Origin of the sequence: Colwellia sp. MB3u-4 (assembly GCF_014077065.1) — a bacterium.
Lineage (GTDB): Bacteria > Pseudomonadota > Gammaproteobacteria > Enterobacterales > Alteromonadaceae > Cognaticolwellia.
On record NZ_JACGVE010000067.1, the window covers coordinates 31910 to 49134 of the forward strand.

Sequence of the window (17225 nt, forward strand, 5' to 3'; positions counted from 1 at the left end):
CTACGGCGTTATAAAATTTATAAGTAGCATAACTACAGACTAAATTTTATGGCTTGTATTTAGCCATTTTTCCCCATTAAAAAGTAGTTCACTTATTTAATCAAATGGGTATTAGTTATTTATTAATTGACTCATACAAGCTTATGCTTTGAATAAGCCATTGATAAAGCGTGAGTTAAGCAAGTTTTCTGCTTGGCGATGTTTTAACATGTGTAAAGTATAATGGTAAACCTACTAATAATAAGCCACCGGCAAGGTTACCTAGTACCGTTGGAATTTCGTTCCATACCAAATAATCATAAACAGTAAAGTCACCCCCCATGATCATTGAGAATGGGAATAAGAACATGTTAACAATTGAATGTTCAAAACCCATAAAGAAGAACAACATTACGGGCATCCACATGGCGGCCATTTTAGCACCAGCAGAAGTCGAGATCATCGCACCAACCACACCCATTGATACCATCCAATTACATAACATGCCACGGAAGAATATAGTGATCCAGCCACTTAAGCCATGTTCTTGGTAACCTACGGTTCTTGCTTCACCAATACTTGCTACTTTAGCTGCAATAGCACCGCCGTCAGCCGAATAACCATAGGTTAAAATAAAGGACATTAAAAAGGCTGTGGTCATTGCTCCGCCAAAGTTACCTAGAAAGACCAAGCCCCAGTTACGCATTACACCGCCAAAGGTAACACCAGGACGCTTGTCTAATAAGGCTAATGGTACCAGTGTAAATACACCAGTGAGTAGATCAAACTTCATCAAATAAAGCATGATAAAACCAACAGGGAAAAGACAGGCGCCTAAAATAGGGCTACCTGTTTTAGTTGCCACCGTAATCGCAAATATCGCAGCTAGGCCTAAAATAGCGCCGGCCATAAAAGCACGTATAAGAGTATCTTTGGTAGACATGTAAACTTTCTGTTCACCTGCGTCCACCATCTTGGTTACAAATTCACTGGGTTCTATATAAGCCATTGTTATATCTCTATTTAATAGTAAGGTTAATTCATTTTACTGTTTACCTAACAAAGCAAGTTGAATGCCAGTCATGTAACATGTTAATTCTTATTGAATATATTGTTTTTTACTTGGTTTGTTTGGCTTTATTTGCCAGCGTTGCACAACTTTAATTAGCCTGTCGCACCAAATAAGATCACCATGATTTATAGGGTAAAAATTTACCATTCAAGGTTAAAATGACTCTATCTCCTTTTGGATTTTCTTCTTTTTCTACTTCCATAGAGAAGTCGATAGCACTCATGATGCCGTCACCAAACTTTTCTTGAATAACCTCTTTAAGGGTACCGCCATAGACGCCTACCACTTCGTAGATACGATAAATTAATGGGTCTTGTGGTACTGACTTATCCCACTCTTTGGTTGGGTAGGCCATTAGGGCTTGCTTTGTTTCTTTAGGTAAGGCTAAAAATTCAATTATTTTATCAGCTTCAACTTCAGGCCAACTGTTCATGCCTAAACAGGCGGAGGTTGTCCAAACGATAGACATACCCACAGCGTCTGCAATATTCTGCCAACTAAGTTCTTTTTCATTTTTGATTGCAAATATTGCTTCAGTTACATCGAGCTTATTCATGTGACTTCCTTAAGATTAAAAATATTATTTGATTAAGTTAGCTGTTTAATCTTGGTGCGTTATTTTCAACACAGTGCAAGCATTTTAAATTACGCGTTGATTTAACCATCAAACGACTAACCTTGTTATCTACTGACATTAACAATTGCGAAAACTATGCCAATAGCTCGCATTTAATTAAGCTTCTGATTTTTATTGATATTAATTATTTTACTGGTCTGTACAAGGCCACGATTTTTCGTGATAAACGACATTTCGTGCTGTTTTGCACGAAATTTCGTTGCTTGGCTTAGAAATTGAATGGTGGGGTTAGTTGATAAGTCATCAGGAATTTTTTATGCAAGCGAACTTATTTTTAAATGCACCTAACGCACTGTTATATATTGATCCTTTTAATAATAAAATTTTGCAGTTAAACCACAAAGCTGCAGTATTATTTGCTATCGAAAGCGACGTTGAGTTAGAAAATAATACGTTAACAAAGGTTAGCGTAACGCAGCTTTTTACTGGCTGTTTAGATAAGTTAATTCATTTTACTCAACAAATATTAGCGCAGGGCGAAGCGTGGACAAACGATCTGTTTCTCACCATCAATAATGAAAAAATATATTTAGATATTACGGCTAGCGCTTTAGACAATAAGCTTTTGTTCTCTTGCCAAAGTGCCAAAGTGACTTATGCCCGTTACTACCAAGCAACAGCGCAAGCTAAATATAAAGCGGGTATTGTCCATTGGAATGCTAACGAAAGTGTATTTGAAGAAATTGAGCGACAAAATCAATTGTTACTCAGTGCGGTAGGTGATGGCATATATGGCGTAGATGTTGACGGGAATACCACCTTTGTAAATGCAGCGGCCGAGCAAATATTAGGCTGGGGAAAAGCAGAACTTGTCGGGAAAAGTATTCATGACGTGATTCATCACTCGCATGCCAATGGCGAGCATTACCACGCTTACAAATGCCCGATTTATGCTGCTTTTAAAGATGGAGAAGTACACAGTGTTGATGACGAAGTGTTCTGGTCAAAAAGTGGTATGCCAGTGGCGGTAGAATATAAAAGTACCCCAGTAACTGAAAATGGTTTATTAATCGGCGCCGTAGTTATTTTTCGAGACATAACACAAAGAAAGTCTATTCAAGCTAAATTGTTAAACGCTTTAAAAGAGGTAGATACACTAAAAGAGCGCCTTGAAATGGATAATGCGTATTTGCTTGAAGAATTAAATGCAGATTTTAATCATCACCAGATCATTGGTCAGAGTATGCAGGTGCAGCATATGGTTAATCAAATAGAATTAGTGGCAGCTACTAATGCGAATGTCATCATTACTGGCGAATCAGGTACAGGTAAAGAGTTAATTGCTAGAGCGATTCATGAAGTCAGTGAACGAAAAGCCCGGCCATTAATTAGAGTTAATTGCGCGGCAATACCGGCAGACTTATTTGAAAGTGAATTTTTTGGTCATGTAAAAGGCGCTTTTTCAGGCGCAATATCAGACCGAGTTGGACGCTTTGAACTGGCAGATGGCGCGACTATTTTTTTAGATGAAGTCGGTGAAATTCCTTTACAACTGCAAGGGAAATTATTGCGGGTATTACAAGAGCAGCAGTTTGAGCGGGTAGGAGAGTCGAAAACCAGACATGTTGATGTCAGAGTTATTTCAGCCACTAATCAAAAATTAAAGACCTTAGTTCAGCAGAATAAATTTAGAGAAGACTTATATTTTAGGCTCAATGTATTTCCTATTCATTCACCGGCATTACGAGAGCGTAGCGATGATATTCCGCTTTTAGTAACACATTTTATTGATAAAGTGTGTTTAAACTTTAATCGACCTAAACCACAAGTGTCAGTTTCGCAAATGCAGTATTTAACTCGATACCCTTGGCCCGGCAATATTAGAGAACTGGAAAATATTATTGAACGTCAGATAATCTTAGCCAAAAGTAATAAAATAAACTTCGAGTTTTTGGCTAATGAATCGGTATTTAATCATGAATCATTTAACCCTAAAGTTGCTCCGCAGTTGATGAGAGTAGAGGAGCAAAAATCACTTGAAAAAACGAATTTGGCTAATGCGTTAAAACATTGCCAAGGTAAAATTTATGGTGAGAAGGGTGCTGCTCAGCTATTAGGCTTAAAACCGACAACATTGGCGTCAAAGTTAAAAAAATATGGCTTAAATCGTCAGGAATTTACGCCTTAATCAGGTGATAGCTAGTGGCTGTTGGATGTTATAAAAATACTATGGACTAGACAGTTACCACATTTTATTATCTTGACGATTGAGAACAATATTATGATTATTTTGCGTTAAATTAATCCTATGTAGACCTGAGATGATTTACCACCTTGTGGCTGCCAGAGTACTTATAATACTTGCATCATATTATTTAAGGTAGCCAAGCTGGATAAGGCTGCCAACTGCTCAGCCAGGTTGGAATATCACTGGCGGGCATCGGCCTTGCGATGCCGTAACCTTGGGCTTTATTACAACCCAATTGTAACAAAGCCGTACCATGTTCAACAGTTTCTACTCCTTCAGCAATCACCTCAAGCTGGAAGGCTTTCGCCAAACTTACCACAGCCAAAACAATGGCTAAGTCATCTGCGTCAGTGAGCATGTCGCGTATAAAAGTCTGGTCTATTTTAATCAGGTTGGCGGGTAGGCGTCTGAGGTACGTTAGGGAGGAATATCCGGTACCAAAATCATCTAGGGCAAACTGCACGCCCAGGCTAATACAAGCTTTCATGGTCGCTATAATGTAATTGATGTCACTAAAGGCACTGGTTTCTAATATTTCTAACTCTAACAAATGTGGTGAGACATCAGGATGTGCCGCCAATAATGTCGCCAAGCGTTCAACAAAATCAGTTTGCTGAAGTTGATAAGCACTGATGTTGACGCTAATCGGCAGTGTAATGCCGATACTTTGCCATTGGCTTATTTGGCTCAGCGCGGTATCGATAACCCATTCCCCTATCTCTAGGCTAATGGTGTGATTTTCTATGAGTGGTAAAAAATCTAATGGCGGCACTAAGCCGCGAACCGGGTGTTGCCAGCGGATCAAAGCTTCTACGCCCACGACTTCACCAGTAGACATATTCACTTTTGGTTGATAGTACAAAACGAACTCATGTTTATTAAGTGCTGCACTGATATGACTGATGCTTTCTAGTTTGAGGTTAGCGGCGTTATCGAGGGCGTTATCAAACAAGTGATAACAATTCTTACCTGCTTTTTTCGCCATATACATGGCTTGGTCGGCATGACGGATAAGTATGTCTGCATCGGCATCATCTTGAGGGTAGATTGCAACACCTATGCTAACCGACACCTTCAACACCAGATCACCCACAGTGATAGGCTCTGACGCTGCACGTAATAAGCGCGCTAATGCCATTTTGTAATCTTCCACGTTAACTAAATCATTTAATACGGCGACAAATTCATCACCACCGATACGGGCAAGTGTGTCCACTTCACGTAAGGTATCACTCATTCGATGAGAGACGATAATAAGTAGTTCATCACCGACCGCATGGCCATAGGTATCATTGATATCTTTAAAGCCATCTAAATCCATAAAGATAACCGCGAGCGAGTTATGATGGCGCTGGCATTGCAGCATAGCTTGGTTTAGTCGATCAGCGAATAATGCACGATTAGGTAGCTTAGTTAAGGCATCAAAATGGGCCATCTCTTCTAGTTGGCATTGATGATTTCTTTGCAGGGTAATATCACTAAAGAGGGCAACATAATGGCTGACTTTACCAACAACATTTTTTACGGCACTGATGGTGATACCAGCAACATATTTTTCACCATTTTTGCGATGACTTAATATTTCACCAACCCATTGACCAGAAGATTTAATAACTTGCCACATCGCGCTATAAAACTCAGCTGGATGACGGTCTGTTTGAAAGAACTCTGGGGCTTGGCCAACGACCTCCTCGCGGGAGTAACCGGTAATGCCAGTAAATTTTTTGTTAACGTCAATAACCCTATTTTCCGCATCGGTAATCACAATACCTTCTAGGGCATGGGTGAATACACTCGCGGCAAGGGTGAGTTCATTGGCGCGTTTATCTATCTCTTGGTTGGCACGTATTAATTGAGCTGTGTGCTTATCTTTCTCTTGATTTTGAAAAGCCAGTTCTTCGTTGGCAATAATGAGTGCTTTTTGGGCTTGTTTACGTTGGCTGATATTTCGAACAAGCGCATTAAATTCAAAGCCATCAGCTAGCTTAATAAAAGAAATCGTTAACTCTATCGGAAGATGATGTCCGTCTTGATGTAATGCTTCAACCTCAATTATTTTATTTAGAATAGGACCTTCACCCGTGGCCATAAAATGCTCCAAGCCCTTTTTATGTGCAGCACGCAATGGTATTGGAATAATCAGGTTTGCCAGTTCCTGTCCTACAGCTTGCTTATTTGTCCAACCAAAGACATCTTGTGCTTGAGGGCTCCAGCCAATAATATCGCCTTTGGCATTCATCTGAATTAATGCATCCTGTGATGTATCCATCATGGCATTGAGACGTTCTGCATCTTCGTCCACTGTATTAATTAGCTGCTTGTATCTTAGTAAATACGGAATGATAATCGCGGGGAGCATTAGTAGCAATATCATCACAGTGACCATTAAGGCTAATGTGTTTGGAGCAACGCCATCGATGACTTTATCGGTGGTTTGTGGAATAAACTGCAGCGCTGTCATCGCGCTATAGTGCATAGCAGAGAAAGCTAAGCCCATAACTACCGCACTAACCATGTGCTTTTTAGTTATAAATTTGTATTGGCTTTGATGAATAGCTTGATACTGTATTTTCAGTGCCACTATGGCCAATGCCACAGCAAGAAAGCTGGCAAGATAAACTAAACCAGCGTCATGAAACATCAGGGTGTTTGAGCTGATGGTGGCTAGGTTTATATAGTGCATCAGGCTGATGGCTAAAGCCAATAACAAGCCAGCGGCTAATAGTCGGAAATAGTTAAAGGTTTTCTTTGTTATCAACCACATAACAATACTACAAGCAAAAATTACAGGCAGAACAGACAATATTATTGCGGGTACATCATAGCTAACTGGTATTGCGGGCTTTAACGCTAACATGCCAATAAAACTCATGGCCCAAATACCTATGGCCATCACTGAAGCAGCGAATAAATTCCAAGCTATTTTTTGACTACTTTGACTACTTTGACTACTTTGACTACTTTGGTGGGTGGAAATATTTCGCTCGACCATGCCAAAAGCACTGAACGATGACAAGATAGCAATGAGGATGGATAGCAAGACTAATATAGGATCATAAGCTGTAATCAGTGCTTCAACAGTTATAACATTATAGTCGGGATTCATTGCTATCAAACCTCAAAAACTTAATGAAAATTAGGGGGGTCGTATTTTAATATAGCCTTATCCACACTAAGTTTCAAGCAGTACTGAAAGGCTGACTTGTAGGTTTTCTATTATGAACATAGGCATTTTTCAGTTAACTCTTATCTTGTCTGTATCAATTAATAACTAGCAGATTTATTGATAACCGCATTAAGCTTAACTTTTAGTGACGCTAACTTTTGAGCCAATTATATTCACTTTATGACCCATCTATTTTTGCTGATTTAGTGTTAGTTTACGCTTAACACTTATACGCTAAACATTTTGGTTTAGGACTTGTCGGCTAAATCATTCACCACCAAATCGAGTAATTGCATTAGCTGATTTGCTTGCATGCTGTCGATACTATTGAACTTACAGCTTATTTCATTAGGAATGTTTACCGCCTTTATTTTTAAGGCCTGGCCATCTTGTGTTAGCTCAACAAGACGCTTGCGCTTGTCGTGCTGGTCTTTAATTATTTCTAACAAGCCTTTGTCAGCGATTTTCTTTAAAATTTGTGTCATCGCACCACCATCAATCACGGTTTTTTCTACCAGCGCTGCAATGGTTATTTTGTCTTGTTCCCACAATGCCATCATAACCACATATTGTGGGTAGGTAATATTAAGCTTCATTAGTGGCTCACGATAAGCTCGAACAATGCTGTTTGATGCCATATATAAACGATGACACAGCTGGTTTTTGAGCGTTAATTGTTCAAATGACATAAGTTGCTCCTTGAAGTGATATTTTAGGTGATATTTTAATTTGCATGCAAAGTATTTGCAATCAGTATTTGTTTGATATATATTACTTTGTATACAAACTAAATTATTGTCACTTGGAGTTAACTATGAACGTATTAGAAAATATTGCTTACACAGCAAAAGCAACTGCAACCGGTGGTCGTGAAGGTATAGCAAAATCTGACGATGGCCGTTTAGAGCTTGCATTATCTACGCCTAAAGGTTTAGGTGGTGATGACGGACAAGGTACAAACCCTGAGCAATTATTTGCTGCAGGCTATGCAGCTTGTTTTATTGGCGCACTTAAATTTGTCGCGGGTGAAGAAAAAACCAGTCTACCAAACGAAACTTATATAAATTCAGAAGTGTCTATTGGTGCTATTGACGGTGGTTTTGGTATCGCGGTTAAGCTAGCGATATCATTAGGCGATATGGATAAAGCACAAGCACAAACCATGGTAGATAAAGCGCATCAAGTATGTCCTTATTCAAATGCGACTCGTGGCAATATTGCAGTGGAACTTTCAATTATTTAATATGCCAGATAAGTTGATATAAAAGCACGCATTGCCAACAGCAAGAGCGTGTTTTTTTCTGCCTGTAATAGTGTGCGGGTAATAGCTTGGGGGAATAAATCAAGCTATTACCTTGATTTATTTTCCCTAAGCTATATTTTATTTTAAACTAAGAAAGCGTTAATATAGCCGTTTTATGCCAAACAATGCTGTTATGGGATGTTTAGGTTAAGTTGCCATTTTGATGTGATATTTACCCGCTAACGGTCGTTTAATTTTACAACACCACAGGCTTAACATGACAAAACTCATGGTGCCGCCATTTTTATTTGCTGCTCACGGACAAATATAAAAAGTGTTTTGCCAAAGTTGGCGAGCAAAGCAGCCATACTTAGCAGCTTGCTTGGCTGGTTTGCTCAAATTTGAGTAGTCGTCTTGAGATAATATCAATGGCGACATTAAGCAGGGCTGTACAGGTGATAAGCATGAGTGCGTTACTATAGCGTATTTCGCTGAAATTACTGTCGATATAAAACCCCAAAGTCATAATGCCTAAAATACCAAACACTGCGGTTTCTCGCACTATGATCTCAAAGCGATAAAACATCAAAGCCATCATGCTGGGATAGATAGTTGGCATGATGTGGTAGTTAAATTGATTTAGCTTACTTATCTGCATTTCTTGGGGCGCAATAGCGTTACTTTGTTTCACCGCCAAGTAAGCGATAACACAGCCATTATGTATCGCTAAAGCAATAATAGCAGGTAGCATTGATGGGCCAAGCAGCATTAAAAAGATAAAGGCTAAGATATATTCAGGCACTGAACGACCAATTAATAAGCTGAATCGGCCGAGCCAAGTTAGCGGGGCAGGCCAGAGGTGCTTACTTGCCATCATATGGGCGCTTAAGCTAATAAAGTGAGTAGCTGCCAAGGCCAGTAGCGCCAAGGTAATGGTGGCTATTGCACCAGGCACCGCTTGCTCTAAAAAAAGAGCGCTAAACCAAACGGTGAGTGATGACCATTGTACCTCAGCCAATGTCGCCGCGTTTGCTATGGCGGGAGGTAAAATATCATGGGTTATAAAACGCACCAGTAAGCTGCTATCGATGTGAGGAATATCTATCAGTGTCACACAGGCAATCACCAGATAAACCCCGAGTAACTTAGGTGGGCACCAGTAACGAATGGTGCCAATAAGAGCAATAAATATCATTAATAACGCGGCCCCCTCGCTATAGTTTCCCTGTCTAAAAGCCGTTTCCATGTAAAAACCTAGCGTGGGCATACCGATAAAGCCGAGTACGGCGCTACTGCGCAAGGCACATTCAAAACGGTAGCGAGTGTAGCTCATCAGTTGCGGCATAACTTGGGCGATTTTACCATATGTGAAACGGCTAATCATATCGGCACGGCTATCAATACTTTCTAAAGGGCTATCTGACGATTGATTGATGATATCGTGAAATACGCGGGCAAAAGTGGCGGCAAATGGGATGCTAATGGCCAAAATTCCGGTCAGGGGAGACAGCCCAAAAACTTGTAAAAATAACAGAGCCCAAAAAATCTCATGAATGGCCCGCAAAAAAGCACAGCAGCTAGATATTAACGGGTGTTGGTATATTAGTGCGAGGGGAGCCCCCAGTACTAAGCCTAAACAGACGCCGATAATGGCAAAGTTAACGGTTTGCATAATGGCTTGTAATAAGTATTCAGTGGCGAAAAAATCAGGGGTGACTAACCCATTTGCCATACGAGTTAACTCGAGGAAAGGGTCAAAATTAACAATGTCTATATCCGCAAAAGGCAGAATAATCAGGGCAATAAGCCAAATTGATAACGTGACTTTCTGCCAATAACCTAAAGCATACTGGGGGTTTTTCAATGATGGTATTGGTTGCAGTTGCTTGGGTTGCGACATAAAAGCAGCTTACGCGATTGCGCTAGTTTGATAGAGCGCCGTGATTTGCTCTTGGTTGATACTTTGCTGTTGGCTATCGAGTATCAAGCGACCTTTATCTAACGCGATAACACGGTCAAAAGCGCTCATGGCTAAGGCTCTGTCATGAATCACCATAATCACACTGTTGTGCTGCGCTAATACGGTGTTGAGCAGTCTTGATGCCATTAAGGGATCTAGCGCTGAAAAAGGTTCATCGCCGATAAAAATATCTTGTTGTTGATACAAAGCTCTGGCTAAGGCTACTCGTTGTCTTTGCCCACCCGAGAGTTGATCCACTTTCTTTGTTAAGGGTTGGTCTAATTCTAACTGCTGACAAAGTGCTGCAATATCGTGTAAATCTTGCTTGAAAGGTCTAATTAAATTGACCAAGTTGTATAACCAGTGGTGTCGAGCTAAAGCACCCATAAATATATTGTGATAGATGCTGAGATTATCCACTAAACCCTGGCGCTGTGAACACAGAGCCGCACGGGTTGTTAACGCTTGATAAATATGATGTAGCAGACTAGATTTACCTGCACCAGAGGGACCGATAATCGCAACTTTCTCACCTTCATTGATGGTCAGACTCAGATCAAAAATTACCTGAGTAGAGCGCTTTTTTTGACCGGTTTTTTTACGGGAATTAGCGCCAGCAGTTTTGTCATAATGAAGGTTTAGGTTGGCAAGGGTGAGCATTAATCGATAAGCCCTATTTTTTTAGCCACGTCTTCCACAGGTTGAAAATCTTTGTTTTCAGCTTTAACAAAAGCAGAACGTGGAAAACTTTTTAAAAGCTCAGGACTATTCATATTAAGCAATGCGGCTTGAACTTTGTCAGCAAAGCCGGCGCCAAAATTGGCTTTAACATCAGCACGTATTGTCCATTGGTAATCAGGGTAGGTGGGGCTCTGCCAAATAACCTTAACTTTATTAGTGTCTATTTTACCGGCGGCGAGGGCACTTTCCCACACTTTATAATTTACCGCACCCACTTGGTAAGTACCTGATTGAACTTGCACAATAGTACGGTTATGGTCGCCCGAAAATCCCACCCGTTTAAAGGCTTGTTGTGGTTTTTGCTTTAAGTGCTGCTCGATATAATATTGTGGCATCAATCGACCTGAGGTTGAACCTTTTGAGCCAAAGGTAAAGGTTTTGTCGGTGATATCAGGAAAACGTTCACTCAGTGCTAAGTCTGTGCTGTAGTGGGCAATAAAGTAGCTTTTAAAAAACTGATCTTCATAACCTTGTGCAATCGCTTGTGAGCCTGGCACTAATCGTCTGGCTTGTACCCCAGATAAACCACCAAACCAAGCAAGCTGCACCTGATTATTTCTAAAGGCGGTTACCGCGGCTGAGTAAGACTTAACGGGCACATATTTTACCTCAACGCCAAGTTGCTTGGATAAATAGAGGGCAACCTGCTCAAAGCGGGTTCTCAGCTGAGACTCATCTGCATCGGGAATAGCGGTAAAAGTAAAGGTGGCCGCACTCGCGTTGGCACCTACAAAAAGGCTTAGGGTTAAGGCACACAGTGCGAATAATTTGGTCAGTGTTTTCATAATATCTCTGTTAATTAGGGTCTCATTAATATTTTTATGTCATAACGTTGGGCGTGTTAAGTCGCGCATTATCTCTTAAAAATAATAATTAACACACTATTTAGCGATAATAATGCCTGTTAATGATAAGGCGAAGGGTTTCATTACACTTAGATTAAAATAATAAGTACATAATTTGAATAAGTTAAAAGGGGGGGGGGAACTGGAGATATACCCATCATTTTTCTGGCACAAATTCATTAATGAAAGAATTAACACAGACACCCTCCTTTAATTACCCCTCACCCTGGCGATGCTAATTATAGGCAACCAATAGGTTACTGTTTAGGCTCTGGTCATAGTAACACTGAATTTGATTATATTGGGTTGGTGTTACTGAGAGTGTTGCTAAAAATATTGGTTTTTATAAGTTCTTATTAATGGTCAATAATCGCTAACTGGCTAGTTATGTAAGATTTTATTGGTTTTCAGGCACAAAAAAAGACGCTACAAGGCGTCTTAAATCGTTAAAATGGTGGCCCCTCCCTGACTTGAACAGGGGACCTGCCGATTATGAGTCGGACGCTCTAACCAACTGAGCTAAGGGGCCATAATTCTACTTTGCTTTGATAAGCGCGAAAGGTTCATCGAAAGCGGCGAGCAGTATAAGCATTTTTTATTTTGTTGTCACCCTTATAAAGTTAAAAATTTGATAAATAAGTCTAATAGTTCAATAGTTGAGCGATTTGCTGTTTCGGTAATCACTCGATGGAATTTATTGGTTACTTTATAGTAAACAGTTTAATTAATGAGAGCCTACAAATGCTCGACATAATAAACTTTTGCGTTTTTTGTAATCCACTTAAGCTAGTTATTACTCTAAAATATGTGATCGACAATATGATTTACATTGTTCTACTCATTAACATCTATGTAAGCATTAATTACAGGTCTTATATGTTTAAGAGATACTATTATGATGGTTTGCTAGCTACTAGCATCACTAAGGCAACAGCGCGCAAATAGAATGTAAACTAGCGTCTCGGGTTTACAGTAAATGCTAGGTAAAAAAAATCCAGCTATTAGCTGGATTTTATGTTTATATATTTCGAGAAGAAATATTACTCACCGTCTAAGAAACTTTTCAATTGCTCAGAACGTGAAGGATGGCGCAATTTGCGTAATGCTTTTGCTTCAATTTGACGAATACGTTCACGTGTTACATCAAACTGCTTACCCACTTCTTCTAAAGTATGATCAGTGTTCATGTCGATACCAAAGCGCATTCTTAACACTTTTGCTTCACGAGCCGTTAGGCCCGCTAGTACTTCATGTGTCGCATGCTTTAAGTTTTCAGCCGTGGCAGAATCAACAGGTAATTCACCGCTACCGTCTTCAATAAAGTCACCTAAGTGAGAATCTTCATCATCACCAATCGGTGTTTCCATTGAAATAGGTTCTTTAGCGATTTTTAACACTTTACGAATTTTATCTTCCGGCATAATCATGCGTTCAGCTAATTCTTCAGGTGTTGGTTCGCGACCCATTTCTTGTAACATTTGACGTGAAATACGGTTAAGTTTATTAATCGTTTCAATCATGTGCACTGGAATACGAATAGTACGTGCCTGATCGGCAATTGAACGAGTAATCGCTTGGCGTATCCACCACGTAGCATAAGTTGAGAACTTATAACCACGACGATATTCAAACTTATCAACTGCTTTCATTAAACCAATGTTACCTTCTTGAATTAAATCCAAGAATTGTAAACCACGGTTAGTGTATTTTTTCGCAATTGAGATAACTAAACGTAAGTTAGCTTCAACCATTTCTTTTTTCGCACGACGAGCTTTCGCTTCGCCGATCGACATACGACGGTTAATGTCTTTAATGCCGTGAACATTGAGATAAGTCTCTTCTTCTAGCATGTTCAGTTTGTATATACAGCGTTCAACATCTAGTTCGATGTCAGCCATTCTCTTTGAGTGAGGTAGGCCCGCTGCTTTTTGTTCTTCAAACCAATTTTTTGAGGTTTCGTTACCCGGAAATATTTTGATGAAAGTAGTTTTTGGCATACCGGCACCAACCACACAGTGTTTCATGATTAAGCGTTCTTGAACACGTAAACGGTCCACAACACTGCGCATGTTTTTCACTAGGCGGTCAAATACTTTGGGTACGATTCTAAATTCTTTAAATACTTCAGCTAATGCATCAATTGCTGCTTGTGCATCAGTATGGCCACGGCCTTTAGTTTTAATAACTTTGTTAGCATGCTCGTAGGCTGTGCGCAAAGCAGTAAACTTTTCACGGGCTTCTTCAGGACAAGGGCCAGTATCTTCTTCTTCCTCATCGTCCTCATCAGATTTATCTTCGTTAGCTAACTCTTCTTTAGAAAGCTCTGATCCGATATGAGTTGCCGCGGCTGGAATTTCTTCGTCTTGGGCATCAGGGTCTAAAAATCCAACGATAATATCGCTTAGACGTACTTCTTCAGCTTCAAAATTATCCCATTGATCAAGCAAGTAATTAATTGCTGGCGGGTATTCAGAAACAGAACGTTGTACTTCTTTGATACCTTCTTCGATGCGTTTGGCGATAACAATTTCGCCTTTACGCGTCAGTAGCTCTACCGTGCCCATTTCACGCATGTACATGCGAACGGGATCTGTAGTACGACCAATTTCACTTTCAACAGTCGCAAGCGCTTGCGCAGCAGCTTCAGCAGCATCTTCATCAGTATTCGCTTCACTCATCATTAACGTGTCGTTATCAGGAGCGTTTTCAAACACCTGAATACCCATGTCGTTAATCATTCGAATGATGTCTTCAACTTGATCTGAATCGATAATATCCTGAGGTAAATGATCGTTAACTTGTGCAAAAGTTAAATAACCTTGCTCTTTACCTTTTACTATTAACTCTTTAAGTCTAGATTGAGGGGCTTGATCCATTGACGAGTGTCCACCTATTTATGGCTATCAAAATTACAACAGTTAGCCGGAAATTATAGCGAAATAATTACTAAATTACCAGCGGTAAACTGCGCTTCTGTTTATTTTAAATATAACTTAAACGATATTATTCTATGCGCTTAGTAAACCGTGCAATTCTTGCTTTTCGGTTAAGGTTAAGCCGATACTACGTTCTTTTTCTAATAATTGCTCTGTGCGTTGTTCAATAAAAACATTTAAAAAGTTTTCAATTAAATCTAAAAACATGCTTTCAGCATTTTCTGCTTCAACATGATGTTCTAAACACAGCAGCTTTGTTAGTTGTTTTCCGGCTTCCTGGCCTCTAAAATGCTCAATTAATTGTGCACTATTTACCTTTGGGTTTTGCTTACACAATGCTAGTAACGTATTTAGCAAAGGTATACCTGGCATATTTAACTCATTTAAAATTGCCGAGTCTGGTAGTATCTCTACTATATGGGGATGCTCAAGTAGTAATGCAATAGCGAGTCTTACTGGGGTAATTTTAGGCCGCTTAGCTTTAGCTTTATTTTCAGCGACGTTAGCAAAGCTCTTATGTAATTTTTTTAGTTGCATTTCGTTACTTGCACCAAATTGATTTGCTAATTTAGTGACAATGGCGTCTTTAAGATTACTGTCAGGTAGTTTAGCTAAATAAGGCTGAAAAGCACTGACAGCAGCACCTTTTCCTTCGGGAGAGCTCATGTCGATTTGGTTTAGCAAATGCTCAAACAAAAATTGTGACAATGGCGTGGCATTATCTAATATGCTTTCAAAAGCCGCCTGGCCTTGCTCTCTGATCATCGAGTCAGGGTCTTCGCCATCAGGTAAAAAAACAAATTTGAGACTATAACCATCTTGAATTAACGGTAGGGCATTATCCAGAGCACGCCATGCGGCATCACGGCCAGCCCGGTCACCATCGTAACAACAAATAACTTCTTTAACGGTGCGAAATAGGGTTTGTAGTTGTTCAGGCGTTGTTGCCGTACCTAGTGAGGCAACCGCATAGTCAACACCGTGTTGAGCAAGTGCAACTACATCCATATAGCCTTCAACCACCACTAAGCGAGTTAGTTGCTTAATGGCCTGTTTCGCTTCATAAAGGCCATATAACTCATGGCCTTTATGGTAAATTCGCGTTTCTGGCGAGTTGAGGTACTTGGGTGTACCATCACTTAATACCCGCCCGCCAAAGCCGATAACTCGGCCACGCTTATCGCGAATAGGAAATTGAATGCGGCCTCTAAATCGGTCGTAAGGTTTGTTTTTATCGCCTTGAACGGCCATGCCTAAATCAACCAGCTGTTGATTTATTTGGCCGCTGCGACCAAATACTTTCATCATGCCGTCCCAAGCATCACTGATATAACCTATACCAAAACGCTTAACTATTTCACCGCTTAAGCCTCGGCCTTTTAAATAATCAATCGCGACATTTTTGTCAGTAGCCACTTTTAATTGCTGTTGAAAAAAACGGCTAATTTGCGCCATTAATTCATAGTCATCTTGTTTTTGACTGTAGGTTTTTTGATCTTGTTTTTGTTGTGCAGGTGAGCGCGTGTTTTGTTCGCGTGGCACGTCCATATTGTAATGGGAAGCCAATTCTTCTACTGCATCAGGAAACTCTAAACGGTCAAATTCCATCAAAAACGAAATGGCATTGCCATGTTCACCACAACCGAAGCAGTGATAAAATTGTTTATCTTGGCTAACGCTAAAAGAGGGAGATTTTTCGGTATGAAAAGGGCAACAAGCCTGGTAATTTTTACCGGCTTTTTTTAATGGTACGCGAGAATCTATGAGTTCAACAATATCGGCTCGAGCCAATAAGTCATCAATAAATTGTCGAGGGATCATACCAGCCATAAACACTATTACATCCAGATAAAACTCTATTTTACACCAATAAGACTTGGAAAATAGTAGCTTCTTATATTCTAGTTAAAATAAAACCGCGAGGCCTAAGCTATCGCGGTTTATATTCAGCATGAACATTGAAGTTCAAAAGGAAGCTTAACTAACTGTTTAAAATTACTCTAACTTGGCCACTAACTGCGCCCATGTCAGCTTTACCTTGCATTAGCGGTTTTAATACCGCCATGACTTTACCCATATCAGCCATTGAGGCTGCACCGGTTTCGGCAATTGTTTCTGTAATCAGTTGGTTAATTTCATCTGCAGATAAGGGTTGCGGCAGAAAATATTCTATAGCGATAACTTCTTCAGCTTCTTTAGCGGCTAGTTCATCGCGACCACCTTCAGTAAACATTTTGATAGATTCTTTGCGCTGTTTAACCATTTTGGTTAACAAGGCAATGACATTTTCATCAGTTGCTTCTGTTTTGTGATCTATTTCTGCCAGCTTTATCGCAGAAAGTGCCATACGAATTACGCCAAGACGAAGTTTGTCTTTGGCACGCATGGCATTTTTCATTTCATCTTGCAGTTGACTAAGTAGACTCATAATTTAATTTACGCTTAAGTTAACTCAGTT

General features: G+C 40.0%; 12 protein-coding genes and 1 tRNA gene. 2 read left to right on the forward strand and 11 right to left on the reverse strand.

The window, feature by feature from the left end:
* Positions 1–175: 175 nt before the first annotated feature.
* Entirely contained in the window at positions 176–988 is an 813-nt protein-coding gene (locus H4J61_RS03610; RefSeq protein ID WP_182135998.1) for a formate/nitrite transporter family protein, read from the reverse strand.
* A 178-nt stretch (positions 989–1166) separates the two neighbouring features.
* Positions 1167–1607 (reverse strand): cyanase, encoded by a 441-nt coding sequence (gene cynS, locus H4J61_RS03615; protein WP_182183754.1) that lies wholly within the window; start codon positions 1605–1607, stop codon positions 1167–1169.
* Between the two features lie 337 nt (positions 1608–1944).
* On the opposite strand from cynS, the gene H4J61_RS03620 reads away from it, so the two are divergent.
* The gene (locus H4J61_RS03620) at positions 1945–3816 is read left to right on the forward strand and encodes a sigma-54-dependent Fis family transcriptional regulator (protein ID WP_182183756.1); all 1872 of its coding nucleotides are present in this window, start codon (positions 1945–1947) and stop codon (positions 3814–3816) included.
* Between the two features lie 187 nt (positions 3817–4003).
* On the opposite strand, the gene H4J61_RS03625 is transcribed toward H4J61_RS03620, so the two are convergent.
* Positions 4004–6982 (reverse strand): EAL domain-containing protein, encoded by a 2979-nt coding sequence (locus H4J61_RS03625; protein ID WP_182183759.1) that lies wholly within the window; start codon positions 6980–6982, stop codon positions 4004–4006.
* Positions 6983–7290: 308 nt separating this feature from the next.
* Positions 7291–7731, reverse strand: coding sequence for a MarR family winged helix-turn-helix transcriptional regulator (locus tag H4J61_RS03630; RefSeq protein WP_182183761.1), 441 nt, complete (start codon positions 7729–7731; stop codon positions 7291–7293).
* A 125-nt stretch (positions 7732–7856) separates the two neighbouring features.
* Here H4J61_RS03630 and H4J61_RS03635 point away from each other — a divergent pair, with 125 nt between their 5' ends.
* A complete protein-coding gene (locus H4J61_RS03635; RefSeq protein ID WP_182183764.1) occupies positions 7857–8285 on the forward strand; it encodes an organic hydroperoxide resistance protein in 429 nt (142 codons plus the stop codon).
* Between the two features lie 370 nt (positions 8286–8655).
* Here H4J61_RS03635 and H4J61_RS03640 read toward each other — a convergent pair whose 3' ends face one another.
* From H4J61_RS03640 to H4J61_RS03670, 7 genes are all read right to left on the reverse strand, one after another.
* Positions 8656–10185, reverse strand: coding sequence for an ABC transporter permease (locus H4J61_RS03640; protein WP_182183765.1), 1530 nt, complete (start codon positions 10183–10185; stop codon positions 8656–8658).
* 9 nt (positions 10186–10194) lie between these two features.
* Entirely contained in the window at positions 10195–10905 is a 711-nt protein-coding gene (locus H4J61_RS03645) for an ATP-binding cassette domain-containing protein (protein ID WP_182183768.1), read from the reverse strand.
* Entirely contained in the window at positions 10905–11771 is an 867-nt protein-coding gene (locus H4J61_RS03650; RefSeq protein WP_182183770.1) for a putative selenate ABC transporter substrate-binding protein, read from the reverse strand. The genes H4J61_RS03645 and H4J61_RS03650 overlap by 1 nt, the downstream gene beginning before the upstream one ends.
* Positions 11772–12283: 512 nt before the next feature.
* Positions 12284–12360: transfer RNA gene (locus H4J61_RS03655), tRNA-Ile, on the reverse strand.
* A gap of 511 nt (positions 12361–12871) precedes the next feature.
* Positions 12872–14707, reverse strand: a complete 1836-nt coding sequence (gene rpoD / locus H4J61_RS03660; RefSeq protein WP_182183772.1) for an RNA polymerase sigma factor RpoD — start codon at positions 14705–14707, stop codon at positions 12872–12874.
* A 132-nt stretch (positions 14708–14839) separates the two neighbouring features.
* Positions 14840–16597, reverse strand: coding sequence for a DNA primase (gene dnaG, locus H4J61_RS03665; RefSeq protein WP_182183774.1), 1758 nt, complete (start codon positions 16595–16597; stop codon positions 14840–14842).
* A gap of 151 nt (positions 16598–16748) precedes the next feature.
* On the reverse strand, positions 16749–17195 hold the full coding sequence (locus H4J61_RS03670) for a GatB/YqeY domain-containing protein (protein WP_182135591.1): 447 nt from the start codon (positions 17193–17195) through the stop codon (positions 16749–16751).
* Between the last annotated feature and the right edge of the window lie 30 nt (positions 17196–17225).

What these genes read in the sequence shown, in the direction of transcription:
- H4J61_RS03610 (WP_182135998.1), bottom strand. Translation starts at nt 988, where the DNA reads ATGGCTTATATAGAACCCAGTGAATTTGTAACCAAGATGGTGGACGCA.
- cynS (WP_182183754.1), bottom strand. Translation starts at nt 1,607, where the DNA reads ATGAATAAGCTCGATGTAACTGAAGCAATATTTGCAATCAAAAATGAA.
- H4J61_RS03620 (WP_182183756.1), top strand. Translation starts at nt 1,945, where the DNA reads ATGCAAGCGAACTTATTTTTAAATGCACCTAACGCACTGTTATATATT.
- H4J61_RS03625 (WP_182183759.1), bottom strand. Translation starts at nt 6,982, where the DNA reads ATGAATCCCGACTATAATGTTATAACTGTTGAAGCACTGATTACAGCT.
- H4J61_RS03630 (WP_182183761.1), bottom strand. Translation starts at nt 7,731, where the DNA reads ATGTCATTTGAACAATTAACGCTCAAAAACCAGCTGTGTCATCGTTTA.
- H4J61_RS03635 (WP_182183764.1), top strand. Translation starts at nt 7,857, where the DNA reads ATGAACGTATTAGAAAATATTGCTTACACAGCAAAAGCAACTGCAACC.
- H4J61_RS03640 (WP_182183765.1), bottom strand. Translation starts at nt 10,185, where the DNA reads ATGTCGCAACCCAAGCAACTGCAACCAATACCATCATTGAAAAACCCC.
- H4J61_RS03645 (WP_182183768.1), bottom strand. Translation starts at nt 10,905, where the DNA reads ATGCTCACCCTTGCCAACCTAAACCTTCATTATGACAAAACTGCTGGC.
- H4J61_RS03650 (WP_182183770.1), bottom strand. Translation starts at nt 11,771, where the DNA reads ATGAAAACACTGACCAAATTATTCGCACTGTGTGCCTTAACCCTAAGC.
- rpoD (WP_182183772.1), bottom strand. Translation starts at nt 14,707, where the DNA reads ATGGATCAAGCCCCTCAATCTAGACTTAAAGAGTTAATAGTAAAAGGT.
- dnaG (WP_182183774.1), bottom strand. Translation starts at nt 16,597, where the DNA reads ATGGCTGGTATGATCCCTCGACAATTTATTGATGACTTATTGGCTCGA.
- H4J61_RS03670 (WP_182135591.1), bottom strand. Translation starts at nt 17,195, where the DNA reads ATGAGTCTACTTAGTCAACTGCAAGATGAAATGAAAAATGCCATGCGT.